At 43.2% G+C, this 23,893-nt stretch carries 27 protein-coding genes and 1 riboswitch; of the genes, 23 read left to right on the forward strand and 4 right to left on the reverse strand.

The features are described 5' to 3' along the window. Nucleotides 1-31: 31 nt before the first annotated feature. On the forward strand, nt 32-1,267 hold the full coding sequence (locus HCJ66_RS03515) for a DNA cytosine methyltransferase (protein ID WP_187131908.1): 1,236 nt from the start codon (nt 32-34) through the stop codon (nt 1,265-1,267). A 270-nt stretch (nt 1,268-1,537) separates the two neighbouring features. On the opposite strand, the gene HCJ66_RS03520 is transcribed toward HCJ66_RS03515, so the two are convergent. The 4 genes from HCJ66_RS03520 to HCJ66_RS03535 are packed head-to-tail and all read right to left on the reverse strand — an operon-like array spanning nt 1,538 to nt 3,906. Then, nucleotides 1,538-1,846 carry a hypothetical protein gene (locus tag HCJ66_RS03520; protein WP_187131909.1) on the reverse strand — a complete coding sequence of 103 codons (309 nt, stop codon included), beginning with the start codon at nt 1,844-1,846 and terminating at the stop codon, nt 1,538-1,540. Between the two features lie 21 nt (nt 1,847-1,867). Next, on the reverse strand, nt 1,868-3,289 hold the full coding sequence (locus HCJ66_RS03525; protein ID WP_187131910.1) for a T7SS effector LXG polymorphic toxin: 1,422 nt from the start codon (nt 3,287-3,289) through the stop codon (nt 1,868-1,870). Further along, on the reverse strand, nt 3,276-3,590 hold the full coding sequence (locus HCJ66_RS03530) for a hypothetical protein (protein WP_187131911.1): 315 nt from the start codon (nt 3,588-3,590) through the stop codon (nt 3,276-3,278). Before HCJ66_RS03530 ends, HCJ66_RS03525 begins: the two co-directional genes overlap by 14 nt. Nucleotides 3,591-3,612: 22 nt before the next feature. Then, nucleotides 3,613-3,906: a DUF3130 family protein gene (locus HCJ66_RS03535; protein ID WP_187131912.1), complete on the reverse strand. Its 294-nt coding sequence runs from the start codon at nt 3,904-3,906 to the stop codon at nt 3,613-3,615. Nucleotides 3,907-4,377: 471 nt separating this feature from the next. Here HCJ66_RS03535 and HCJ66_RS03540 point away from each other — a divergent pair, with 471 nt between their 5' ends. The 22 genes from HCJ66_RS03540 (at nt 4,378) to HCJ66_RS03645 (ending at nt 23,885) form a co-directional block, all read left to right on the forward strand. Further along, nucleotides 4,378-5,718 carry a metallophosphoesterase gene (locus HCJ66_RS03540; RefSeq protein ID WP_187131913.1) on the forward strand — a complete coding sequence of 447 codons (1,341 nt, stop codon included), beginning with the start codon at nt 4,378-4,380 and terminating at the stop codon, nt 5,716-5,718. Nucleotides 5,719-5,784: 66 nt separating this feature from the next. Further along, complete coding sequence (locus HCJ66_RS03545) at nt 5,785-6,363, forward strand: nitroreductase family protein (RefSeq protein ID WP_187131914.1); 579 nt, start codon at nt 5,785-5,787, stop codon at nt 6,361-6,363. A 98-nt stretch (nt 6,364-6,461) separates the two neighbouring features. Next, nucleotides 6,462-6,800: an avidin-fold protein gene (locus HCJ66_RS03550; protein ID WP_036094577.1), complete on the forward strand. Its 339-nt coding sequence runs from the start codon at nt 6,462-6,464 to the stop codon at nt 6,798-6,800. Between the two features lie 385 nt (nt 6,801-7,185). Beyond that, nucleotides 7,186-7,719 carry a lacticin RM gene (locus HCJ66_RS03555; RefSeq protein WP_187131915.1) on the forward strand — a complete coding sequence of 178 codons (534 nt, stop codon included), beginning with the start codon at nt 7,186-7,188 and terminating at the stop codon, nt 7,717-7,719. 103 nt (nt 7,720-7,822) lie between these two features. After that, nucleotides 7,823-8,455 carry an ATP-binding cassette domain-containing protein gene (locus HCJ66_RS03560; RefSeq protein ID WP_187131916.1) on the forward strand — a complete coding sequence of 211 codons (633 nt, stop codon included), beginning with the start codon at nt 7,823-7,825 and terminating at the stop codon, nt 8,453-8,455. Further along, nucleotides 8,436-9,365 carry an ABC transporter permease subunit gene (locus HCJ66_RS03565; protein ID WP_187131917.1) on the forward strand — a complete coding sequence of 310 codons (930 nt, stop codon included), beginning with the start codon at nt 8,436-8,438 and terminating at the stop codon, nt 9,363-9,365. Before HCJ66_RS03560 ends, HCJ66_RS03565 begins: the two co-directional genes overlap by 20 nt. 29 nt (nt 9,366-9,394) lie before the next feature. After that, nucleotides 9,395-9,934: a VanZ family protein gene (locus tag HCJ66_RS03570; protein WP_187131918.1), complete on the forward strand. Its 540-nt coding sequence runs from the start codon at nt 9,395-9,397 to the stop codon at nt 9,932-9,934. A 131-nt stretch (nt 9,935-10,065) separates the two neighbouring features. Beyond that, nucleotides 10,066-10,176: riboswitch (SAM riboswitch) on the forward strand. A gap of 102 nt (nt 10,177-10,278) precedes the next feature. Next, on the forward strand, nt 10,279-10,824 hold the full coding sequence (gene ssuE, locus HCJ66_RS03575) for an NADPH-dependent FMN reductase (RefSeq protein ID WP_187131919.1): 546 nt from the start codon (nt 10,279-10,281) through the stop codon (nt 10,822-10,824). A 17-nt stretch (nt 10,825-10,841) separates the two neighbouring features. Next, nucleotides 10,842-11,126 (forward strand): glutaredoxin family protein, encoded by a 285-nt coding sequence (locus tag HCJ66_RS03580; RefSeq protein ID WP_187131920.1) that lies wholly within the window; start codon nt 10,842-10,844, stop codon nt 11,124-11,126. Next, complete coding sequence (locus tag HCJ66_RS03585) at nt 11,102-12,103, forward strand: LLM class flavin-dependent oxidoreductase (RefSeq protein WP_187131921.1); 1,002 nt, start codon at nt 11,102-11,104, stop codon at nt 12,101-12,103. The genes HCJ66_RS03580 and HCJ66_RS03585 overlap by 25 nt, the downstream gene beginning before the upstream one ends. 17 nt (nt 12,104-12,120) lie before the next feature. After that, a complete protein-coding gene (locus tag HCJ66_RS03590) occupies nt 12,121-13,446 on the forward strand; it encodes an LLM class flavin-dependent oxidoreductase (RefSeq protein ID WP_187131922.1) in 1,326 nt (441 codons plus the stop codon). Between the two features lie 242 nt (nt 13,447-13,688). Then, the gene (locus HCJ66_RS03595; RefSeq protein ID WP_187131923.1) at nt 13,689-14,228 is read left to right on the forward strand and encodes a GNAT family N-acetyltransferase; all 540 of its coding nucleotides are present in this window, start codon (nt 13,689-13,691) and stop codon (nt 14,226-14,228) included. 11 nt (nt 14,229-14,239) lie between these two features. After that, nucleotides 14,240-15,067 carry an amino acid ABC transporter substrate-binding protein gene (locus HCJ66_RS03600; RefSeq protein WP_187131924.1) on the forward strand — a complete coding sequence of 276 codons (828 nt, stop codon included), beginning with the start codon at nt 14,240-14,242 and terminating at the stop codon, nt 15,065-15,067. Between the two features lie 195 nt (nt 15,068-15,262). Continuing rightward, complete coding sequence (locus tag HCJ66_RS03605; protein ID WP_187131925.1) at nt 15,263-15,967, forward strand: amino acid ABC transporter permease; 705 nt, start codon at nt 15,263-15,265, stop codon at nt 15,965-15,967. A gap of 20 nt (nt 15,968-15,987) precedes the next feature. Further along, nucleotides 15,988-16,698 (forward strand): amino acid ABC transporter permease, encoded by a 711-nt coding sequence (locus HCJ66_RS03610; protein WP_036061509.1) that lies wholly within the window; start codon nt 15,988-15,990, stop codon nt 16,696-16,698. After that, entirely contained in the window at nt 16,695-17,504 is an 810-nt protein-coding gene (locus tag HCJ66_RS03615; RefSeq protein ID WP_187131926.1) for an amino acid ABC transporter ATP-binding protein, read from the forward strand. Before HCJ66_RS03610 ends, HCJ66_RS03615 begins: the two co-directional genes overlap by 4 nt. Before the next feature lie 74 nt (nt 17,505-17,578). Continuing rightward, entirely contained in the window at nt 17,579-18,049 is a 471-nt protein-coding gene (locus HCJ66_RS03620) for a MarR family transcriptional regulator (protein ID WP_187131927.1), read from the forward strand. A 135-nt stretch (nt 18,050-18,184) separates the two neighbouring features. Then, complete coding sequence (locus tag HCJ66_RS03625) at nt 18,185-19,417, forward strand: MFS transporter (RefSeq protein ID WP_187131928.1); 1,233 nt, start codon at nt 18,185-18,187, stop codon at nt 19,415-19,417. A 134-nt stretch (nt 19,418-19,551) separates the two neighbouring features. Beyond that, complete coding sequence (gene deoR, locus HCJ66_RS03630) at nt 19,552-20,487, forward strand: DNA-binding transcriptional repressor DeoR (protein ID WP_187131929.1); 936 nt, start codon at nt 19,552-19,554, stop codon at nt 20,485-20,487. 105 nt (nt 20,488-20,592) lie between these two features. Continuing rightward, nucleotides 20,593-21,267 carry a deoxyribose-phosphate aldolase gene (gene deoC, locus HCJ66_RS03635; RefSeq protein WP_187131930.1) on the forward strand — a complete coding sequence of 225 codons (675 nt, stop codon included), beginning with the start codon at nt 20,593-20,595 and terminating at the stop codon, nt 21,265-21,267. Nucleotides 21,268-21,333: 66 nt separating this feature from the next. Then, nucleotides 21,334-22,347: a LacI family DNA-binding transcriptional regulator gene (locus tag HCJ66_RS03640; protein WP_187131931.1), complete on the forward strand. Its 1,014-nt coding sequence runs from the start codon at nt 21,334-21,336 to the stop codon at nt 22,345-22,347. A 356-nt stretch (nt 22,348-22,703) separates the two neighbouring features. Then, nucleotides 22,704-23,885 (forward strand): NupC/NupG family nucleoside CNT transporter, encoded by a 1,182-nt coding sequence (locus HCJ66_RS03645; RefSeq protein WP_187131932.1) that lies wholly within the window; start codon nt 22,704-22,706, stop codon nt 23,883-23,885. The last annotated feature ends 8 nt before the right edge of the window (nt 23,886-23,893 follow it).

A 23,893-nucleotide genomic window follows, 5' to 3' on the forward strand; every position in this document is an offset into this window, starting at 1 on the left:
AAGTATTAAAAGCAGGTTAGGAGAGAAATAATTGAAAGAAGAAACCAAAAAGAACAAGTTTGTATCATCTTCGAAATTGACGAAAGTCGAGATAAAGGAAACCTTACTCTCTAAAATTGCTGAGGAAAACTGTAAGATTAAGGACCTAAATGTACCTAATATTGATTACAGCCACTTAAAGTATGACACCAAGAAAATAAACGTAGTCAGTCTTTTTTCGGGTGCAGGTGGTCTAGATTTGGGAATGGAGTTAGCAGGGATATATGCAAATAATCGTAATTTGAATACAAATCCTATGGAATTATTAAATGATTACAAAGAGTACAAAAAGGAACGAAAAACAAGTATATTTAATATAGTATATTCGAATGACATGTTCAAAGAAGCCAATGAAACTTATGTATCTAATTTCTCAAAAAATGTGTTCAAGCATGAGATGGACATTAGGAAAATACCGAACTTTCCTAAGTGTGAATTAATGATTGGGGGGTTTCCCTGCCCGGGATTTTCAGCAGCAGGCCCTAGGTTAATTGATGATGAACGTAATTTTTTATATATACATTTCATACGTGCACTTTTGCAAAGTCAACCAGAATTTTTTGTGGCAGAGAATGTTAAAGGGTTAATGACTTTGGCAAAAGGTGAGGTATTTAAACAGGTAATTGAAGATTTTTCCTCTGCCGGCTATGAAATAAAGGCTTTTTTAGTGAATTCAAAGGATTACGGAGTTCCTCAGCTACGAGAGCGTGTATTTATGGTTGGTGTTCATAGAAGTAAACTATCACAAAAATTTGAATATAATCTACCAGAACCAACAAATGGTCTCTTAAATGGACAAAGTCCTTATGTTACTTTGCAGGATGCAATTTATGATCTAAAAGATAGTCCTGGAGATTATTTTGAGGGAGGTTTCTCTTCAATGTATCTATCGAGAAATAGGAAAAAAAGATGGGACGAGCTAAGTTTTACTATACAAGCATCTGGAAGGCAAGCACCTCTTCATCCAGATGGTGAACCAATGAAGAAGATAGATAAAGATATTTGGAATCTTATGGGTGCGGAGAATAGAAGGCTATCTGTGAAAGAAGTATCAAGAATTCAAACATTTCCAGACTGGTTTAAGTTTTCAGAGGGTAACAATATTAAAGTATCTAAGAATCATAGACTAAATTTGCAATATAAACAAATTGGAAACGCAGTGCCAGTAAAATTAGCATTTGAAATGTTTTTACCTATTGCTAAATATTTAGGAAATAATGTTAATTGAGGGGTAGCATGAAAATATAGTTAAGAAGTAGGATGGAATGCAGCGCTTGACCTTGCAGACGTGTCAATCACCTGATATAATATGGATATGTTTGGTATATAACTGAAGGCACTTTAATATTTTTTCTAAAAAAACAATTGTGGTGTAAGCAATGAATCTAGATTCATTGCTTACACTGCTTTTTTTAGATACTTATTTTGTGGCTAGATAACTTAATACGTTTTTAATAATTTTTCCTTATAGTATAGAGGTTCAAAGAAATAGAACTAGCTATAAATGCATTGATTGTTTCGCATAAGAAATATCCAACTCTAAATCTAAATAAGGGTATTTCAATGCCAAGCCCTCAATACAGGTAATAAACTGTTCACTCTGCAAGACTGCTGAGATATCTTCAAATACCTCACTCAACCAATCTAGTATCTCAGGACTGCAGTTTTGAAAGTAATCTAAAGTCTCATTTTCGTTCTGTATAAATATGTTCGTAAGCTTCTCCCATTCTTCTTGAACGCTAGGATCATCGGGGTGAAGGCTTTTTCTTCGGTTTACTATATCGGTAACTAGCTGGTTGTCTATCATTTCAATCAGTCCTTTTTGATTTTATGGTTGTCTAGAGTTATCAGGGATTATTGTGCCGACCTTGCCATCAGTTTTAATAATTCCAACGCGAACTCCTTTATATTCTGAAAATGTCCATATACCATCGGGAAGGTTAGCGTTACTTGGTAACTTAGCTATATAATCGCCTGCTTCGAAAATCTGCTTTTCAGACCAATTATCTGGAAACCAGGCCTGCCCCTCACCAGTTCTTTTAAATTTGTTTTTATGGCTTGGAATATTTCCAATGCGTACACCATTAGGGTATTCTTTTAAAACATTGAATTCTATATTATTTTCCTTTAGATAAGATATGTTATCTTGTCCATGCCCACCATTTATTATCCGATTATTAGTATTGAAATCCCCGATATTTGCATGCCTTACAGTTTGATAAGGGACATTTTTTGATGAATTATGTGCCCCGTTTTTGATAAGTAAATTACTTTGTATCTCATTGAAGTCAGTTTTTGGGACTTTAATACCTCTGTTCTTCATTACAACTGCCCCTGCAATAATACCGCTTATAATTGAAAAACTTTGTGCTTTGCTAATAGGCTCATCTGTATAATAGTAAATCCCATCTATTGCTGCTTCCATTACTTTAGCATCGATATCTTCTTGCTCATCTTTCACAGGTTTGACAGAGCCATCCGCCAAACTTTCGTTATATGCAATCGTCGCTTCTGCACAATCTGCATCTGTTTTTCCGTTCTTCGTCAGTACCCAATAGCTTCCTTGTAACGTCTTGTCGTATTTATCAAAGTTAAACGATTTCTTCGCTTTTTTAGGTTCTAGGGCGCCTAGTTTTATTTTTTTAGAATGGAACGTATGGGAAGAAGCGTCAAAAGCAACGCCACTTTCTATTTGTGCTAAGCTTTGTTTGACTTGGTGGAGTTTTTCTAAAACGTCACGGAGGACATTTCGATGTGTGGCTTCAAATTGTTCGTAGTTCTCTACTATTTGTTCTTGTCTTCGGAAATTTCCGAGGGCTGTCTCCATTCCTAATTGTAAACCAATATTTTTCCCAATGGAAGCTATACTATTTGCTGTGGAATTGACATTTGCTTTTAAATTTTCTATCTTGTTTTCATATTTTCGCATGTCTGCTTGTAATTCGTACATGCGGGCTAAATCGAGTTTTGCATTTGAAGATGGATCTACTTGCGCGTGGAAATCAGATATATACTTTTTCAGGCGTTCTTCGGCATCTATTAAACTTGTTTTCGTTCCGTCTAGAAGTGGATAATAAACATCTCGGTAATAAGCTTTTGCTTGGTCACCAATGTTTCCTTGAATGTCTGAATCGGATAAAAAATGCCCAATCGCAGTCTTTTTATGGTCTAATTCCATTTGTACACGCTTGGATTCTGCAATGAATACGGTCACAAAATTATGTATTTCTGCAATATCAATACGCGCCATTGGTGTTATTCTCCTCTAATCGTTCTAGTTGGTTGCGAATTTGTCGTTGTTCTTCTACCAATTGATCTTCTAGTGCATTCGCATTTTTACGTGTTTCCCGCCACTCTGCTTCCATTTCATCTTGTAGTTTCCCGATTGCTGTGTAGGCCTGATTTCCTTGCCAAGCGTCGCTAAAATTCATTAAGATTTTCGCCTTCTCGCGATTGAGCTCAATTAATCCAATCTGTACATCTTCTAAATTCCGACGTTTTTGTAGTGCTTGTTCTAACTGTTTCTCAAGTAAAGCTTTCTCTTTGTCCATCTTCCTGAGTGCCTCCCCTTCATCATTTTTTCCAAGAAAAATCTACGCCGCTTTGTAATAACTTAGCAATTTCTTTTTCGGATGCAACAAACGCTTTTTCTACATTGCGTAGATTTTGAACATCTTTTGAAAAGGCTGTAGGAAACATTTGCAAAAATTGTATCATTTCCATGCAATCATAGACTAATTCTTGTGCAGTTCCTGTAGAATAGGATACATTCGGCCTCAATTTCAACGCCAAAGCATCCGTGTTTTTTCCAATCGCAGTCGCGTGTTCGGATAATCGACCGCTAGGAAGTTGTATTTTCTTTGCCACTTCTTACTCATCCTTTCCTGATTTTAGTTGTCTGCAGAGATATTATACCATAAAGATATATGGAGGTATAAGTTGAAATTCATTATTTATCATCATTCAATTTGTGTTTCTTGTTGTTTTTGTTTTATAATTGAATGCAAGATGCAATTAATTCACGAGGTGATGTTTTTGAAGAAGACTATAAAAGGTTCTAAATGGTTTTTAATTCTTGCAACGGTGCTTTGTTTGGTGCTATTGGTTATATCTGTATTCACTTTTATACAAGATCATTCGGCATTTAGCGTGCTAGCCATTGTCATCGTACTGGGCGTAATGCTGATGAATTTTATTTACTTTAAGCGGGAAAATAAATAGAGGACATGTGGTTACAAACGAAATAGTATAATCTTTGTCACAATTTATCCACCCCAAAACTCCAAAATCCATGTTATACTAAATCATGTGAATATATAAACAAAGGAGCTCCGCGAAATGAAAAAAACTGCCCTTGCATATATTGCGTTACTGAGTCTCGCGTTAACTGGATGCGCGCAACCAATCGAACAAACTTCTGAACCTACTATATCTCCAAAAATCCCAGCAAACCAACCGCTCACTATCTACCAAGCTACGGATATCCACTATCTCTCGAACACCCTCACTGATGGTAAAAAAGCGTTTAAAACCTACCTCGCGACGGGGGACGGCAAGCAGCAGAATTATATTACCGAAATTACGGATGCTTTTGTGGACGATGTGAAGGCGCAGAAACCGGATGTTCTCGTGCTCAGTGGAGATATTACGAATAATGGTGAAAAGGTCAGCCACGAGGAAATGGCGGAGAAATTGGAGGATATCGAGAAGGCGGGTGTCCAAACCTATGTTATCCCTGGCAACCATGATGTTTTGAACCCTTATGCTCGGAAATTTGAAGGGGATAAGCAGATAAAAGCGGAGGATATCACACCGAAAGAATTTGCTTCGATTTATCATCATTCGGGCTATGATGAGGCGGTGATGCGGGATGATTCAACGCTTAGTTATCTAGCGACGCCGTCTAGTGATGTTTGGCTTTTGATGGTGGATACGGCGGATTATGAGAATAATAAGCGGTATGGTGCGCCGGAGACGAACGGGTATATCAGCACGGAGACGTTTGCTTGGATTCAGAAATGTATTGATTTGGCGAAGAAGCATGGTGCGGAGTTGGTTACGGTGACGCATCACAATTTGCTCGATCATAGTGAGCTTTTGACGAAAGGGTTCACGATTGTGCAGAATAAGGAGGCGGTGTCGCTTTTCGCGAAGAATGATATTCCGCTGAACTTGAGTGGGCATGTGCATATTCAAGATATTAGGTCGGAAACGTCGCATGACCGCACGATTTATGATGTTGCGACGAGCTCGATGGCGATGTATCCGCAGCAGTATGGTGTCGTTAACTACGCGCCGAATAAGGGTTTGTCTTATAAAACGCAGCGTGTGGATGTGGAAAAATATGCGCGGAAGATAAACTCGAAGGATCCGAATTTGCTCGGTTTTCAGCAATACTCGAAGGCTTATTTTGGCCAATTTAGCTATACGAAGGCGCTCAGCGATTTATTTTTAACTGGAAAATATGATCCAGATGATGTGGAAGAAATGGCAAAAACGATGGAACAGGTCAATTTTGCGTATTTCACAGGGGATAAGCGCTATTTGAATGGTGTGGAGAAGACGCCGGGTTATGCGTTGTGGCAGAAGGCGGACAGTGAGTTTATGACGCAGTATATTGATTACATCGTGGCGCATAAATCGAAAAATGACCTAACGTTGGAGATTCCAGGAAGTTAGATAATGGTCAATGAAGGTTTGGCGTGCTATACTTAGTGAGAATGATTATCACTAGGAGGACTATCGATGGCTAAAGATATATCAGAAATTATAATGGAACGACGCAGTATCAAGCAGGTGGACGAGGCGCCAATCGAGCGCGCGGTTATTGACGGCATTTTGGAGAAATCGGCTTTTGCACCGTTTCATAGTAAAATAGAGCCGTGGCATGTGGCGGTTTTGTCGACGGAAGCGGAGAAGCGCCGTTTTGTGGAGGCGATTGTGAACTCGATGGAGCGGATGCAGGGCGAGCCGTTGACGCATGAGCGACGTGAGCAGATTCGAGCTGGGAATGAGCGCAAGATTGTGGCGCCGCCTTACACGCTGATTGTGACGACAGATATTATCGGGAGTGGCAAGAAGGATTTTGAGGCGATTGCTGCGACGAGTGCGTTTATTCAGAACGTCCAACTTTTGGCATGGGAAGCTGGTCTTGGCGTGCTGTGGCGGACGAATAACTTTATTTTTGATTCGGAGGTTGTGACGGAGCTAGGGCTGGATGGTCAGCAGATCGTTGGTTGTCTGCAGATGACGCGGTTCAACGAGGTACCTGACGCGAAGCCACGCCGCGCAATGGATACGTGGGTTAAGAATTTAGGCGAGTAAAAAATGAGGCTCTAGTCATGCATCACTTGGCTAGGGCATTTTTGTCATTTTGTGCTATAATAGTTGTGTGATTAGTTCGAAAACTAGGAGGGATTCTGATCGTTAATTATCAGGGTAAAAAGTTCACAGTGGTCGAAAACTCGGGAAATGGCGAGGTATCTGAAAAAACGGTTTTTCATTATTTTCAAGATGGCGATGTTATTTCGGGGACATACGAGGGAGGCGAGATTGAGCGTGGCACACTGATTGGCGTTGTTCATAAGGACGGGTCAATCGATTTTCGCTATAATCATGTAAGCGTCCATAAAAAGATTCGAAGCGGGACGTGCCATTCGACACCAGAATTTTTACCAGATGGAAAACTTCGTATGCACGAGAAATGGCAGTGGAATGGGCTGGAGAGAGATTCTGGGACATCGATTGTGGAAGAGATTTGAGAGGTTTTTGCTCCTTTTGAGGGGCTTTTTGTGGTTTTTAAACACATTTAGAGCTTTTTATTCATGATGAATTCAATTGGAGTTTATTAATATGAAGAATGATTAATACGTATAATTTTATACATATATAACTTTAATTCGGATGAAGAAGTATTCAGAAGTTATATAAAAATATCAATAAGGAAACTGGCTAGAAAGGTGTATAAGAGAATTATTTGCCTGTATAAAAGACTTTGTAAGGAAGATATCTAAAGTATTCTATTAATATTAGAGGCTATTAAAAGCATCTTTCTTTACATTGAAAAGTAACATTTGACACTTTGTTTATATTGATGTATGCTAAGGATTGGTCAGAAAAATAGAGAAGAAAAGAGGAGATTGAATTATGTTAAGTAAACAGAAAGTTAAAATACTAGCGCTATCATTTTCTTTTACCATTGCGTTCACAATGGTCGCACCAACATTAAATGTCAATGCAGAAGAGAGTTTTAGTGATTTAGAATCTTTAACGACAGCTCAAGCAATTTCTGAAATTGATAATGTTGGGATTGAAGAAGTAACAGGGGAAGAGCCACAAAACACTAAAATGTTACTCAAAGCAGCCGCTTATAAAAATAAGACATACTCATATAAAAGAGGCGGTTTTGCTGCTTGGTGTAAAGATTATATAAGTTATAAATACAATGGTACTACTGTGGCAGAGAATAACAAATGGCAAGAAGCAGGGTATATCTTTCCGAATATAATTGGGAAAAAAGGAATTACAAATTACGCAAATGGTACAGGGTACAAAGATTATAGAGGAACAAAAACATATAAGATTGGTACACCCAGTCCTTGGGGCGATGTTGCATTTGCACAATTTGATAGATCAGATTATTACAGAATGAAGTCTAATGGTACGGGTTATCTGAAGTAAGGGAATTTAGACTTAAGTGAAGCAGTTGCGCTTTAGTTTATTTCAAAGGTCAGCTGCTTTGCTTTTGTAATGGGTCAGTTATTGAGATAAACGAGGTGATAGGATGCTAGAAATTATTAACCTATATAAAAAATTTAAAAACAAAATAGTACTATCTGGCGTTAACATGAGGCTAGATTCCAATGGCATTATTTTTTTCTTAGGAAAGAACGGCGCGGGGAAAACGACTTTTTTCAACTGTATCATGGGGTTTGAGGATTATTCTGGTGAGGTTGTGAAATCGAGAAATATTACTGCCGTTTTTGATGAATCATGTTTATACAGTAATCTAAACGCGTATGATAATATCGCTTTACTAGTTAGACGGGATTTGGATGGGGACGAGCAGGGATTGTTGTTGAAATACATAGATGTCAGCGTGTTAAAGAGAAAGGTAAAATCCTATTCACTGGGACAAAAAAAGATTTTGTCGATTCTTATTGCTATATTGACAAAGCCGGAAATGCTTATTTTGGACGAAGTTTCTAATGGGTTAGATTATGAGACTGCGAAACAGGTCAGAAAATTATTAATGTCATGCAAAAAGGAAATGCTTATTTTAGTTTGCGGGCACCAGTTTGATTTTTATAATCGGATTTTGGATGAGGTTTTTGTGATCAATGATGCGGAATTAATCCATGTTGCTAGAAATGAGTTTGCAGATTTGGAGAGCGTATATGAAAAGTATGTGGGATAGTGTCAGGATGCAATTATTTTATCAATGGAAGGCGAAATATGTGATGACATTGCTGCTGTTTCTTGTTGTGCTATGTGGTTTTTCGAGCTATGCGCAATATAGTTCGCTGCACCAAAAAGAGGTTCGTTTTAATGATACGATGCAAATGTACGAAAAAGATGGTATTACATTGAAGCAAGCCTTATCGGAGGATTTAGAAATTACAAAGGACGGGAATTCAGAGGAGATAAGTAACGTATTGAAGTATGATTATTATCGTGTGATTGCGGCAAAGGTTGCGCTGAATCCACTGAATGCTCCGAATCAAATTTTTACGTCCATTGCGATTTTGTTTTTGCCTATTGTGTTTGGTATATATAGTTGTCACGTTGCGTTTTTTGATTTTAAGCATAGGACAATGAAGAGTCAGCTGCTATTGAAAGGTTATAGATCGTTATTTTTTAGTAAGCTTTTGTCGATAGCGGTTGTGGCTGTTGTTTCAGTTTTAGCTACGATTCTCATTTCTATAGGAATTCAGTATGCATTCAACCTAGTGATGGGGATTCAGCCGAACATAAGTGTGAATTATTTGTCAGAATTACCGATGCAATTTGTGTATCAATCTGTGGTCTTGATTTTATTCGGTAGCTTCTTCTTTTTGCTGACAGTTGCTGTGCGGTCAACGTTAGTTAGTATTATCGCGCTATTTGTATACATGCTACTTGTTCCCAATTTAGGTGGATTTGATGTGAAAAATTTGATGCTGCTTACTGTGCCGAAAATATACAATACTTCTGCTTCCACGATGGATGTGATTTCTGGAGAAAATGCGAATTTGATGCTAGGTTATTTGGTTGTGTTTGCAGTTTTTGCAGTGTTGATTTTTGTTGTGTATAAGTGGGATAAGAAGAGGTTGTGTTCGAGGCTTTGAAGGGTAGTTCATTAGGGGGAATGGCTAGCATGGACATAACATATGATCCTGCTCGTATTATTATCTTGGCGATTGCTATTCTTGTCGTGATGGTGATAACTTTGGGATTTCTTTTGAAAGGGAAGAAGTTGGATAGGTATTATTTTGCGACGATTTTGTTTGGTGTTTATTTGGTATTTTTGATTAAGTTTGTGATTTTTCCGTTTACGGTATTTGCCGATTTGTTGGATGCTGGGAGTTATGCGGTGACGGATTATATGAATGTTATACCGTTTATGCAAGGTGCGGGTTTATATCAAATCGTGGGGAATGTAATGTTGCTATTTCCTTTTGGTGTTTATGTGAGTGTGATCAAGCCGAAACTTTCTTTTGGGAGGATTTTCTGTGTCGGTTTACTTACTTCGGTGATGATTGAATCTGTACAGCTATTTTTAGATATTGTGTTTATTTATCCGAATCATTTTATGGATGTGACGGATGTGATTTTAAATGTGAGTGGGTTTGTTCTGGGGTGCCTGATTTGCCGAACATCAGTTATACGGAATATGTATCAGATAGAAAAAAATTGAGGCTTGGAATGCTAGATATAGCCTTCTCTTATCCTTTTTGTGAAAAAGCTAACTAATCTAAAAAGACAAACTATTTGTTGACATCTGATTTTGGAGATGGTAAGATACATCCAATCATAAAAATTATACAGTCCTTATTAAGAGTTGGGGGAGGAACCTGGTCCTTTGATCCCACAGCAACCTCTAGTGATAGAACGGTGCTAATTCCAGCAGGCGAGCGTTTTTGGCCTGGCAAATGGGGAGAAGAGGGATCTCTTTTCCAAATTCGGAAGGGAGGTTCTTTTTTGTCTTAATTCATAGTAAATGCATCGGATATATATGTTTTAAAAGAAAGTGGGGATGAGATGAGTCGAATCGTGATTTTGTCTGGTAGTCCATCGGCGCAATCGGGGACGGAGAAAGTTTTGCGGTATGCTGGTGGGATTTTGCAAGGGGATGGGGTGGAGGTTCATTTTCACTCGGTGCGGGATTTTGATGCGGAGGTGCTGGTGAACGCGAATTTTAAGGATGCGCGAATCGGGGAATTGGTCGCGGATATGAAGGCGGCGGATGGCGTGATTGTGGGTTCGCCGGTTTATAAGGCTTCGTATACGGGGGTTTTGAAGGCGGTTTTGGATTTGTTGCCGGAGAATATTTTGAAAAATAAGGTTGTTCTGCCGATTATGTCTGGCGGGAGCAGCGGGCATGTGTTGGCGATTGATTTTGCGCTTAAACCGTTACTCGGTGTGTTGAAGGGCGAGGTTTTGCAAGGGGTTTATGTGGTGGATGCGCAGGTGGATAAGGCGGCGGTTGTGCCAATTCGGGATGTGGAGTTGGAAGAGCGGTTGCGTGGGCAGTTGACGGAATTGGTCGTGGCGATTGGCAGACGTGAGGTTGGGCAAATTAGTTAAAAAGGAGGACGAGTGAGATGGCGGAAAATTTATCGATTGTGGTTTGGGCAAAACAGGGTTGTGCGTATTGTGCGGAGGTGAAGGATTATTTGACGAAGGAGGGGCGCGAGTTTCAGGTGGTTGATGTGACGGATCATGATGAGCAGCGGGAAATTTTGCAGGCGAAATACGGGGTGCGTTATGTTCCTGTGGTCGAAATTGGTCGGGGGCATACATATCGGGGCGTGACGGAGCTCGGTTTGCCAGCGCTTGAAACGGCTTTGAGGGAGGCGGAGAAATGGGATTTAGACTCAGTTTATTAGATCAGAGCCCGATTGCGGATGGAAAAAGTGCGTATCAGGCGTTGCAGCAGACGATTGCGCTTGCGGAGAAGGCCGAGGAATGGGGATATCACAGGTTTTGGGTGTCGGAGCATCATGATACGAAATTGCTGGCTGGTGTTTCGCCAGAGGTTTTGGTGTCGCATCTGTTGGCGCGGACGGAACGGATTCGGGTTGGTTCGGGTGGCGTGATGTTGCAGCATTATAGTGCGTATAAGGTCGCGGAGAACTTTAATTTATTGGCGACATTAGCGCCGAATCGAGTGGATTTAGGTGTTGGGAAGGCGCCTGGTGGTTTGCCGCTATCGACGAAGGCTTTGCAGTTTGGACGGTCGGGAAAAACGGATTTTGCGGAGCAGTTGGCGCTTTTGAAGCAGTTCGTGGATGATGAGGTCCCTGTGGATCATGCGTTGGCGGGTGTTGGGGTTGATCCTGATCCACCAACGAAGCCAGAGATTTTCTTGCTTGGTGCGAGTGTGGCGAGTGCGGAATTGGCGGGCGCGCAAGGTGTGAATTATTGTTTTGCGAAATTTATTAATAGTGACGAGGTGGCGCTTGGCGAGGCGGTGACGGCGTTTCGGGCGGCGAATCCGGATGGTGAATTGATTATTGCAGTTCCGGTTTTGGCGGCGGATACGGAAGACGCGGCACGAGCGCTTGCGGGTGAGCAGAAAGTGGTGCGGGTGACGCTTTCGACGGGTGTTTCGGTGACGGTGCAGACGGTGGCTCAGGCGGAGGAATTTGCGAGACAGGCTGGTGTGGTTGATTTCGAGATTGAGGAGCGTGCGGCGGATATTATCGTTGGAACGGCGCAGCAGGTAAAGGCGGAATTGGTGCGATTGCGGGCGACTTTTGATGTGGATGAGTTTGTGATTCATACGCCGGTTGCGAGGCAGGACGCGCGGTTTCGGTCGGTGCAGTTGATTAGTGAGGCAATTTTGACGGCGGATGTGAGATGAGAAGGGGGAAATGATGGATGGGAAAAATTAAATTTGGCGTGATGTTGCATGGTCCTGGTGGGCACATGAATGCTTGGAAACATGAGAGTGTGCCGGCGGATGCGAGTGTGAATTTTGAGTTTTATAAGGAACAGGCTTTGAAGGCGGAGGCGGCTGGGTTTACGCTTGCTTTTGTAGCGGATGGGTTGTTTATCAATGAGAAATCGATGCCGCATTTTTTGAATCGGTTCGAGCCTTTGACGGTGCTATCGGGGTTGGCTGCGGTAACGTCGCGGATTGGGCTGGTTGGAACGCTTTCGACGTCTTATAGTGAGCCATATACGGTGGCGAGGCAGTTCGGGTCGCTGGATTTGATTAGTGATGGTCGGGCTGGATGGAACGCGGTGACGTCGCCTCTTGAGGGTTCGGCGAATAATTATAGTAAGAAAACGCATCCGGAACATGCGCTGCGTTATGAGATTGCGGTGGAGCATTTGGAGGTCGTGAAGGGGCTTTGGGATTCGTGGGAGGACGATGCGTTTGTGCGGGATCGCGAGACTGGGCAGTTTTTTGATCGAGAGAAGTTGCACCGCTTGAATTATCAGGGACGGTTTTTCTCGGTGGAAGGACCGCTGAATATTGGACGTTCGAAGCAGGGGCAACCAGTGATTTTTCAGGCCGGGGCGTCGGAGCCGGGGAAGGATTTGGCGGCTAAGAGTGCGGATGCGGTGTTTACGAATGGTGGTTCGCTCGAGGAGGCGCAGGCGTTTTATGCGGATGTGAAGGCGCGGACGGTGGCGAATGGTCGGAACGCGGATGAGATTAAGATTTTCCCTGGGTTTGCGCCGATTGTTGGGGTGACGCAGGCGGACGCGGATGCTAAATATGAGAAAATTAAGAATTTGGTTTCGGATGAGGAGGCACTCGCGTATCTTGGACGGTTTTTCGATCATTTTGATTTCGGTAAGTTCCCGCTGGACGAGCCGTTTCCTGATATTGGGACGGTTGGTGAGAATAGTTTTCGGGCGACGACGCGGAAAATTAAGGAGGATGCAAAGCGTGAGAATTTGACGTTGCGTGAGGTGGCGTTACGGGTGACGACGCCAAAATCGGCTTTTGTGAGCACGCCGGAGCGGATTGCGGATGAGTTAATCGCTTGGTTTGATGGCAAGGCGGCGGATGGTTTTATTTTTGGAGCGCCAGTTTTGGGCGAGGGCTTGGATGATTTTGTTGCAAAAGTGATTCCGATTTTGGAGGCGCGTGGGTATTATGATCGGGAATATGTGAGTGATACGCTGCGTGGGAATTTGGATTTGCCATTTAAGGAAAGTCGTTACGCGAGCAAAGTTGAGGCGCAAAACTAATGAGCTGGAGCATAATCTCAATAAATCGGCGGCAAGCGTTCGCATTCCGCAAGTTTGGTGGACTTCCGGTTCTCATGTACAGTCGTACACTCCGCTTCCGGCTTCCACCAAACTTGCGGAATACAAACGCTCTCGCTCAATTTGTTTAAAGCAGAATATTCGTCCTACTCGAAATAATAGAGTGACAGTTTTTGCTTTATTTGGAGGTTTTATCAATCTAAAAAAACTAAGGAGGAATTTTTGTGGGGGATGTTATTCGGTTGGCGAAGTTGGAAGATGCGGCGGTCGTGCATGATGTCTCGATTCGGGGGTACAAGCCGCTGAAGGAGATGGATATCAAATTTGTTGGGGCGACGGCGGATTTGGCGACGGTGGAGGAGAATATTCGGCGTAATGCGAACTATGTGTTGGAGCGTGATGGGCGGATTATTGCGACGGTGACGGTGGCTTTCCCGTGGGCTTTAGGGGAGCGCTCGATTCAGCCGTATCCATTTATTTGGTGGTTTGCGGTGGACCCGGATTTCAAGCGGCAAGGTGTTGGGACGGCGCTTTTGGATTATGTGGAGGAGCAGGTTTTGGTGGCGCAGATTAAGGCTCCTGCAGTTTACTTGGCGACGGCGACGCGGCATCCTTGGCTTGTTTCGATTTATGAACATCGCGGCTATGTTGGGTTTTATGAGCATGAGTATGAAGGGGATAATATTGTGTTTTTGCGCAAGGTTTTGGATGAATCGTTGTTTGCTGAATTAGGCGATGTGGATGTGCTAGTTAATTCGAATTAAGGGGAGATTGGATGAAAAAGTGGATTTTTGGGGCGTTGTTAGTGGTGGCAGGTGGTGTTTTGCTCGCGGGTTGTGGGCTTGGAACGGATACGGGGGCGTCGAGTGATGCGCTCACCGATAATGGTAAGGATGTTAAAACGATTGTGGTTGGGACTGGGACGCAATTTCCGAATATCTGCTTTATTGATGATAAGGGGAATTTGACGGGGTACGATGTGGAACTTGTAAAGGCGCTGGATAAGAAGTTGCCGCAGTACAAGTTTGAGTTTAAAACGATGGATTTTTCGAATTTATTATTGAGTTTGCAAACAAATAAAATCGACTTCGTGGCGCATCAAATGGAAGTGAACGATGAGCGTAAGGAGAAGTTTTTATTTAATAAGGAGCCATATAATGTTTTTCCGCTGCAGGTGGCGGTGAACAAGGATAATACGGATATTAAGTCGGTCGCGGATCTCGCTGGGAAGACGGCGATTGTGAGTGCGACGAGTAATTCGGCGGTGTATTTGGAGAAATACAATAAGGAGCACGGGGATAAAATTAATATCGTGTATTCGGGTACGGGAAATAATGATGCGACAAATCAAATTCGGACGGGTCGTGCGGATGCAACGATTACGACACCTTTCGCGGTGAAATTGCTGAATGAACAGGCAGACGCGCAGCAAAAAGTTGTCGGGGATCCTGTGCTAAATTCGAAGGTTTTCTTCTTGCTACGCAAAAATGAGTCGCAGTTGTCGGATGATTTGGACGGGGCTTTGAAGGAATTGAAGGAAGAAGGCGTGGTTAGTAAATTGAGCAAGAAATGGTTGGGTGCGGATTACACGGTCGATTTTTAAAGAATAGATCCTAGGATAGATAAATCGGCGACAAGCGCTCGCATTTCACGATTTTAGTGGACTTCCGGTTCTCACATACACTAGTATGCTCCGCTTCCGGCTTCCACCAAAATCATGAAATACAACCGCTTTCGCTCGATTTGTTTAAAGCAGGATGTAGCTTTTACATTTTAAAGAATAAGGAGTGGAACGCGGATGGGGAAGGCGTTTGATTGGCATTTGATTTTTGATTTTATTCCGACATTGCTGGAATATTTGATGATAACGTTGCAGGTTTTGTTTTATGCGACGGTGATTGGGCTTGTTTTGGGGCTGATTTTGGCGGTGATTCGGTTGTTTCGGGTGCCAGTTTTGAGTCAGTTGGTAGTTGTATTTCTTTCCTTTATTCGCGGGACGCCGATGTTGATTCAGTTATTTTTGGTGTTTTATGGTTTGCCAGCGTTACTACTCGTGTTTGGTGTCGATATTTCGCGGATGGCGCCGGCGTATTTCGTGATTGTGACTTATGCGCTGCGTGATGGGGCGATTTTCTCGGAGATTTTCCGAAGCGCGATCAAGGGCGTGGATTATGGACAAACGGAAGCCGCGATGTCGGTTGGTATGAGTCCGATGCAGAGCTTTTTCCGGATTGTGTTGCCGCAGAGTGCGAGTATTGCGTTTCCGAATGTGGCGAATTCGGTGATTAGTTCGCTGAAAGATACGTCGCTCGCGTTCACGATTGGGCTGATGGACATGATGGGACGTGGGGAAGCGCTGATTGCGGCGACGGCTCACGCGCTGGAAGTCTACATCGCGATGTCGATCATTTATTACGCGGTCGTGTTGATTCTAGAACAAGCGGCAAAAGTATTTGAAAAACGCGCGAATCGTCATAAAGCACCGGTCGTAGTTTTAGACTAAAAAAGGAGGCGAACCAAACGATGCAACTCGATTATCCGTTTATTTGGGAGGCTTTTAAAGAAATTTTGACGGCGCTCCCGCTTACCTTAATGCTTACATTTGTACCCCTGATTGTTGGTTTTTTGATTGGACTTGGCGTCGCGCTAGCACGTATTTATCGCGTCAAGGGTGTCTATCATGTGGCGAATGGCTATGTGTCCTTTGTCCGCGGCACGCCAATCGTGATGCATATCATGCTCATTTATTTCGGCTTGCCACTCCTGCTAGATAGCCTGGCGAAGCGCTACGACTGGTCATTTAATATCAACGGCGTGCCGATCACGATTTTCGTACTTATCGCGTTATCACTTAGCGCCGGGGCGTATCTTTCCGAGATTATCCGTTCTGGTATTGTTGCTGTTCCTAGTGGCCAAATCGAGGCGGGTTACTCGGTCGGGATGACCAAATTCCAAGTGATGACGCGCATTATTTTACCGCAAGCACTCGCGCAGTCGATTCCGAATTTGACGAATGTCACGGTTGGCTTTTTGCAGGCATCGTCTATCGCTTTCCTCGTTTCTGTCAAAGAAATCACGGGAACTGCGCAAATCGTGGCCTCAAGCAACCTCAAGTTTCTCGAGGCGTTCATCGCGGCAGGACTGCTATACTGGGGCGTCACAATCGTCATCGAACTAATCGCGTCACGCATAGACCGCAGAGCCACGGCCTATAACCAGGGAGGGATTGGATGATACGCTTACAAGGAATTAAAAAGCAATTCGGCGAACAAGAGGTGCTAAAAGGCATCGATTTAACAATCAACAAAGGCGAGGTGATCACGATTCTAGGCCCCAGCGGCTCAGGGAAAACGACGCTTTTGCGCTGCCTCAATTACTTAGAAAAGCCAAATGGTGGCTTAATCGAAATCGGCGACGTGACGGTAGCTACCGAAAAAGCGACGAAAAAAGATATCATAGCTTTGCGCAAACAAACCGCGATGGTATTCCAACATTACAATCTATTCGCGCATAAAACCGTGATTCAAAACGTGATGGAAGGACTGATTATCGCCCAAAAAGTCAAAAAAGCCGAAGCCCGCGAGCGTAGCGAAGCCATCCTCGTAAAAGTCGGACTCGGCGATAAATTCGATTTTTACCCAAGCCAGCTTTCAGGTGGACAGCAACAACGCGTCGGCATTGCGCGAGCGCTCGTCCTAAATCCCGAAGTTATCCTATTTGACGAACCGACCTCGGCACTCGATCCAGAGCTCGTCGGTGAAGTTTTAGCCGTGATCAAATCCATCGCGGAAGAAGGCATGACCATGGTTGTCGTCACGCACGAGATGCAATTCGCGAAGGAAGTCTCCGATCATGTATTGTTCATGGCAGACGGCGTTGTGGTAGAAGAAGGAAGCCCGGCAGAATTATTCGGCGCACCGAAACAAGAACGAACCCGCCAATTCTTGAAACGGATATCCGGTGATGTAGCCGTTCCACCAGTAGTTGTGCCACCAATAGAAGCGTGGATTGCGACACCTTCCAATCCAGCAGCATTCTGAATTTTATTGTTGAAAAAGAAACAAAAACAAGTTATAATTGTCCTGAACGCACGAAGTAGGCAGGAGGGCAAGCCATGAACAAGGAAGAAGAAATCATGTCAGGCGTCAGGGATGTATTTAACAAAATGGCCTCGCTGAACAAGTCCAAGATGGAAGTGAGCCTCAAGGGATACAAATCGTCCGAAGTCCACGGCGTCGAATATATCGGAAAAATGACGGAGCCAAACGTGACAAAACTCGCGGAAGCCTTTTACATGACTCGAGGCGCCATCAGTAAATTAACGAAAAAACTCATAGAAAAAGACCTCATCGAAAGCTATCAAAAAGCAGACAACAAGAAAGAAATCTATTTCCGCCTGACCACAAAAGGACAAGAAGTTTTCGATATCCACGAAACGTTGCATAAAGAGTTCCAAGACCGTGATAAAGCCGTTTTCGAGCAAGTGACGGAGGAACAATTCAACGCCACGCTAAAATTTCTAAAAAACTACAGTAACCATTTAGATGCGGAAATCCAAAAACAGAATGCAGATGACAAATCCTAAAAAAGCGAAACAGCTTAACTCTATATTCAGAGTCGCGGCTGTTTTTTTATTTCCTGAAAAATTTGTTGACAAGGAAACAAAAATAAGTTATTGTTTACCTGGAAACAAAATAACGCCTCTTAAGGAGAGAAATCAATGTCAGAAATCAAATCAAACAACAAGCAACCAATCGTCAACAAGCACGCCTTAGTATTCGGCCTTATCTCTGTATTTCTTATCGGAATCGGATTCAGCATTATCACACCAGTCATCCCGTTCTTAGTACAGCCTTATATAACTCATCCCGGAGATCAAGCAATGGTCGTGACCTTACTCATGTCCGTTTACGCCGTCTGCATGTTCTTTTCTGCCCCAGTGCTCGGTGCTCTAAGTGACAGATACGGACGCCGCCCTATACTCATCGTCAGTTTACTCGGCGCTGCTATCGGATTCTTCGTTTTCGGAATCGGCGGAGCGCTATGGGTACTATTCGCAGGACGCATTATCGAAGGCATAACAGGCGGTAGCATCAGCACCATTTTCGCCTATTTTGCCGATATCACGCCTCCCGAACAGCGCACGAAATACTTCGGCTGGGTAAGCGCGATGGCAGGCGCTGGTTCTATCATGGGTCCAACCATCGGCGGGCTACTCGCAACCAGTTTCGGCTACACCGCCCCACTTTACTTCGGCGCGGTTATCGCACTACTGAACATGATTTACGGATTCTTCTTCATGCCAGAAAGCCTCCACGCAAAAAATAGACTCGAAAAAATCACACCAGCGCGACTGAATCCATTTTTGCAACTTTTCAACATATTATCCATCAAAAACTTAAACCGACTGCTTATCGCGGCGTTCCTACTGTGGGTACCAAGCGGATCACTACAAGCCATCATGTCCCAATTCACCATCGACACATTCAACTGGAAACCAGCGCTCATCGGACTCGTATTTTCCATCATGGGCTTCCAAGACATCATTTCACAAGCCTTCATCATGCCCCAACTCTTGAAAAAGCTCAGTGACAAGCACATCGCGATGTTAGGAATGGGCGCCGAGCTCGTGGGTTACGCGTTCATCGCCACATCAACATTGGTCGCATCCGTGCCACTTTTCATCATTGGATTCTTCGTATTTGGCTTCGGTGATTCGGTATTCGGACCATCATTCAACGGTATGCTATCCAAATCAGTCAATGCGAGCGAACAAGGCCGGATTCAAGGTGGCAGCCAGTCCATTCAATCGCTAGCCAGAATCATCGGGCCCGTACTCGGAGGCGCCATCTACGTATCACTCGGACACGCAGCGCCAGCCGTGATGGGCGTTATCCTACTCGCTGCGGCAATCCTGGTTCTATACAAAGCAAAACAGGTCAGCGCACAATAAAAAATGAGAACCTGATTTCTGTAGTTATACAATAATAGAAAATACATGACCGCTATTGTTAATGACGTAAAAGAGGTTTAACTGCTATAATAAAAGCGAGCATAGTTCTAATTTGTTAGAAATGAGGAAACCCAATGGATAAACAAAAACAGCAGCTAAGCATTGAAGTAGCGCGACTTTACTATCAATCCGACTACAGCCAGCAAGAAATCGCCAGCCAACTCGGCATTTCGCGTCCAACTGTATCCCGACTTTTGCAATTTGCCAAAGAAAGTGGTTATGTTGAGATTAAAGTTACCGATCCATTCGCTGATTTGGACGCGCTGGGAGCTGCACTCAAAGAAAAATATAACTTGAAAGAGGCACATGTCGTCTTTTCCCCAACTACTGAATATACGACGATTACCGATTTTCTCAGCAAAAAGGGCGCTGAATACCTAGAAGAAACCGTCAAAAATGGCGATATTCTTGGTGTGAGTTGGGGAACAACAATGTACGAAGTCGCGAAAAAAATCCGTCCACAAGATGTACGCGGCGTTGAAGTTATTCAATTAAAAGGCGGGATTAGCCATTCTAACGTCAACACCTACGCATCCGAAACGATTTCCTTATTCGCCGAAAATTTCCAAACGATGCCGCGCCATTTACCGCTTCCTGTTATTTTCGACAACGCGACTGTCAAAGAAATGGTGGAACAAGACCGGCATATTCACCATATTATAGAGATGGGGAAACAAGCGAATATCGCCGTTTTTACAGTAGGAACCGTCCGTGATGAAGCGCTTCTTTTCCGACTTGGTTATTTCAATGAATCCGAGAAAAAACTGCTAAAAACAACCGGCGTTGGTGACATTTGCTCCCGTTTCTACGATAAAGACGGTCAGATTTGTAGCGTCGAAATTGATGCTCGTACAATCGGCATTGAACTTGAATCACTCAAGCAAAAAGAGCGCTCGATTCTGATTGCTGGTGGAGCTAGGAAAGTTGCCGCGATTCATGGTGCGCTTCAAGGAGAATATGCTAATATCCTCATCACCGACCAGTTTACTGCGAAAGAATTAGTACAGTAGAAGAAAATTATTAATTCGTCTGAACATAATTTCAAATATAACTTTACAAATGTTCAACGATGTATTATGATGAAGACAAATAATAGAAAAGCGAGGAGATTAATCATGACGAATATCGCCAAAATGATCGACCATACAGCTTTAAAACCAGAAACAACGAAGGAAATGATTCTAAAATTAACGGCAGAAGCGAAACAATATAATTTTGCATCTGTATGTGTAAACCCAACTTGGATTGAGCTAGCACATGAACAATTAGCTGGAACAGGTGTGGACGTATGTACGGTTATCGGCTTCCCACTTGGCGCTAATACAAGCGTTACCAAGGCATTCGAAGCAGCAGACGCTATCCAAAAAGGCGCGACAGAAGTCGACATGGTCATCAATATGGGTGCCCTAAAAGACAAAAACGACGCGCTAGTTGAGTCTGACATTAAAGCCGTTGTCGATGCAGCCAAAGGAAAAGCTTTAGTTAAAGTCATTATCGAAACGTGCCTATTAACTGACGAAGAAAAAGAGCGTGCATGCCGTTTAGCGGTAGCTGCAGGAACTGATTTCGTCAAAACATCGACAGGATTTTCAACTGGTGGCGCAACAGCCGAAGATATCGCGTTAATGCGCAAAACAGTTGGACCAAATATCGGCGTGAAAGCATCAGGTGGAATCCGCACAAAAGAAGACGTGGATAAGATGATTGAAGCGGGCGCGACTCGTATCGGAGCAAGCGCTGGCGTGTCGATTGTTTCAGGAAATGACGCAAATCCAAAAGATAACTATTAACAAAATCACCGAAATGTGGCATGATGGAGGAGAAGTAATTTTTCCTGTGAAAAGAGGCGAGCCACATTGAGTGCGACGATTCGAGATATTGCAGAAAAAACGGGTGTTTCGATTACGACTATTTCCCAGATCCTAAACGGTAAAGGAAGTCGTTTTAGCGAAGCAACGCGTAATAAAGTGTTTCAAACCGCAAAAGATTTAGCCTATAAACCGAACTTTTTTGCGAAAAATATGGTGACGAATCGGACAAATACGATCGGCATGATTGTACCGGAAGTAACGGACCCATTTTTTTCGCAGATGGTCAAGGGCGCAGAGGACTATTTGAACGCGCATGATTACATGATTTTACTGTGTAACTCTTCGCAGGACAGTACGCGTGAGGACTTGTATGTCGAAGAGCTTTTACATCGTGCCGTGGATGGTTTGATAATCGCGAGTCCGAATATTTTAGCGTCAAACGTGTTCACTCAACTGGAAGCGCTACATAAACCGTACATTTTGCTCGATCGCAAACGACATCATCGCGAGGAAGGCAATATTTTTATCGATGATTATGAAGGCGGATACATGGCGACCGAACATCTTCTATCACTCGGACACACGAAAATTGGAATTATCACATCAGACGATTCTTTTTATTCGGTAGAAGAACGTTTGCAAGGCTATCAAGCATCCTTGAAGGAACACGGAATAACAGGCTCACCAGATTGGATTATGGCAGGCGACCAAACGATGGCGGGCGGCTATGTTGCATCGAAAAAGCTACTAGCATCGACGGATATTACAGCATTATTCGTAACAAACGATCAGATGGCGGCGGGGACTTACCGCGCAGCGCTTGAACTCGGCATCAGCATTCCAGACGACCTCTCGATCATCGGTTTCGACGACATCGAGCTCGCAGAATACATGGCACCAACTTTGACTACCATTCGCCAACCCATCTACAACATTGGCAAAACCGCAGCCAAATATCTACTAAAAGCCATACAAAACCCAACCGAAAAAATGCCCAACAAAAAAATGCCACTAGACCTCATAATTCGCCAAAGCACGAAAAAAAGTGTGGTAGAATAAAACGCAAAATAAAAAGAGTCACAGAAAACCCGCCCAACAAGATATCCCGCCACGCCTCCGTGTGCTCACAAATGCTTAGATTCTAGGCAAAGTCGAGCACTGGAGCGGAGCATACTAAGGTATGTGAGCACCAGCGCGCAGACTTTAACGACGAAGATGAGTATTTGTGAGCACACGGAGAGAGGATATTGTTTCACTTGGGGGGAAATTGATGATATACTACTAAAAGTAAACCGTTTTACTTTTTCGGAAGCTAAATGTAAACGCTTGCTGAAAAGGTGTAACCATTATTAGTAAACCGTTTTACCGAACATAGCAATGATTGTTTCATACTTTAAATTATTGGGGGATTCATAATGAAATATCTAATTGGTATTATTGGCTTGATTGTTGTTCTAGGCATCGCTTGGATTGCGAGTAACGACCGCAGAAAAGTGAAATTTAGACCGATTATCATCATGATTGTATTACAGTTCATTTTAGGATTTATCTTGCTGAACACAAGCGCGGGGAACTGGCTTATCGGTGGAATTGCAGACGGTTTTGGGAAACTATTATCGTACGCTGCTGAAGGTGTGAATTTTGTATTCGGAGGGCTTGTTAACACAGATCAAATGTCCTTTTTCCTAAGTGTGTTATTGCCGATTGTCTTTATTTCGGCGCTCATCGGGATCTTGCAACACTGGCGTATCCTGCCGTTTATCATCAAATATATCGGCCTTGCGCTGAGTAAAATCAACGGAATGGGGAAACTAGAATCATATAACGCGGTTGCTTCTGCGATTCTTGGACAATCCGAAGTTTTCATTTCCGTGAAAAAAGAACTTGGTTTACTGCCAAAACATCGTCTATACACGCTTTGTGCGTCCGCGATGTCGACCGTTTCTATGAGCATCGTCGGCTCTTATATGGTACTCTTGAAGCCAGAGTATGTCGTAACTGCGCTAGTTCTTAACCTATTCGGCGGTTTCATTATCGCTTCGATTGTCAATCCATACGAAGTCACCGAACAAGAAGATATTCTCGAAGTCAAAGAAGAGGCCAAACAGAGCTTTTTCGAAGTATTAGGCGAGTACATTATGGACGGTTTCAAAGTAGCGATCACGGTTGCTGCGATGCTGATTGGATTCGTTGCGATTATCGCGATGATTAACGCGATTTTCAGTGGTATTTTTGGACTTTCTTTCCAAGATTTACTCGGTTACGTTTTTGCACCGTTTGCGTTCCTAGTTGGTGTTCCGTGGAATGAAGCGGTTCACGCAGGAAGCATCATGGCAACGAAAATGGTATCCAATGAATTCGTCGCCATGACCGATTTAGCAAACGGGAACTTCCACTTCTCAGGCAGAACAACCGCGATTGTATCCGTATTCCTAGTATCTTTCGCGAACTTTTCATCCATCGGTATTATCGCTGGAGCAGTCAAAAGCTTGAACGACAAGCAAGGTATCGTTGTCGCTCGCTTCGGTTTGAAACTGTTATTTGGCGCCACATTAGTTAGTTTCTTAACGGCCACAATCGTTGGCTTAATCTATTAAGGAGGTTT

The organism is Paenilisteria portnoyi (genome assembly GCF_014322795.1).
GTDB classification, from domain to species: domain Bacteria; phylum Bacillota; class Bacilli; order Lactobacillales; family Listeriaceae; genus Listeria_A; species Listeria_A portnoyi.

Bases quoted from the DNA above. Each gene is read 5' to 3' on its own strand.
- HCJ66_RS03520 (WP_187131909.1), bottom strand. From the start codon at position 1,846: ATGATAGACAACCAGCTAGTTACCGATATAGTAAACCGAAGAAAAAGC.
- HCJ66_RS03525 (WP_187131910.1), bottom strand. From the start codon at position 3,289: ATGGCGCGTATTGATATTGCAGAAATACATAATTTTGTGACCGTATTC.
- HCJ66_RS03530 (WP_187131911.1), bottom strand. From the start codon at position 3,590: ATGGACAAAGAGAAAGCTTTACTTGAGAAACAGTTAGAACAAGCACTA.
- HCJ66_RS03540 (WP_187131913.1), top strand. From the start codon at position 4,378: ATGAAAAAAACTGCCCTTGCATATATTGCGTTACTGAGTCTCGCGTTA.
- HCJ66_RS03545 (WP_187131914.1), top strand. From the start codon at position 5,785: ATGGCTAAAGATATATCAGAAATTATAATGGAACGACGCAGTATCAAG.
- HCJ66_RS03555 (WP_187131915.1), top strand. From the start codon at position 7,186: ATGTTAAGTAAACAGAAAGTTAAAATACTAGCGCTATCATTTTCTTTT.
- HCJ66_RS03560 (WP_187131916.1), top strand. From the start codon at position 7,823: ATGCTAGAAATTATTAACCTATATAAAAAATTTAAAAACAAAATAGTA.
- HCJ66_RS03565 (WP_187131917.1), top strand. From the start codon at position 8,436: ATGAAAAGTATGTGGGATAGTGTCAGGATGCAATTATTTTATCAATGG.
- HCJ66_RS03570 (WP_187131918.1), top strand. From the start codon at position 9,395: ATGGACATAACATATGATCCTGCTCGTATTATTATCTTGGCGATTGCT.
- ssuE (WP_187131919.1), top strand. From the start codon at position 10,279: ATGAGTCGAATCGTGATTTTGTCTGGTAGTCCATCGGCGCAATCGGGG.
- HCJ66_RS03580 (WP_187131920.1), top strand. From the start codon at position 10,842: ATGGCGGAAAATTTATCGATTGTGGTTTGGGCAAAACAGGGTTGTGCG.
- HCJ66_RS03585 (WP_187131921.1), top strand. From the start codon at position 11,102: ATGGGATTTAGACTCAGTTTATTAGATCAGAGCCCGATTGCGGATGGA.
- HCJ66_RS03590 (WP_187131922.1), top strand. From the start codon at position 12,121: ATGGGAAAAATTAAATTTGGCGTGATGTTGCATGGTCCTGGTGGGCAC.
- HCJ66_RS03600 (WP_187131924.1), top strand. From the start codon at position 14,240: ATGAAAAAGTGGATTTTTGGGGCGTTGTTAGTGGTGGCAGGTGGTGTT.
- HCJ66_RS03605 (WP_187131925.1), top strand. From the start codon at position 15,263: ATGGGGAAGGCGTTTGATTGGCATTTGATTTTTGATTTTATTCCGACA.
- HCJ66_RS03610 (WP_036061509.1), top strand. From the start codon at position 15,988: ATGCAACTCGATTATCCGTTTATTTGGGAGGCTTTTAAAGAAATTTTG.
- HCJ66_RS03615 (WP_187131926.1), top strand. From the start codon at position 16,695: ATGATACGCTTACAAGGAATTAAAAAGCAATTCGGCGAACAAGAGGTG.
- HCJ66_RS03620 (WP_187131927.1), top strand. From the start codon at position 17,579: ATGAACAAGGAAGAAGAAATCATGTCAGGCGTCAGGGATGTATTTAAC.
- HCJ66_RS03625 (WP_187131928.1), top strand. From the start codon at position 18,185: ATGTCAGAAATCAAATCAAACAACAAGCAACCAATCGTCAACAAGCAC.
- deoR (WP_187131929.1), top strand. From the start codon at position 19,552: ATGGATAAACAAAAACAGCAGCTAAGCATTGAAGTAGCGCGACTTTAC.
- deoC (WP_187131930.1), top strand. From the start codon at position 20,593: ATGACGAATATCGCCAAAATGATCGACCATACAGCTTTAAAACCAGAA.
- HCJ66_RS03645 (WP_187131932.1), top strand. From the start codon at position 22,704: ATGAAATATCTAATTGGTATTATTGGCTTGATTGTTGTTCTAGGCATC.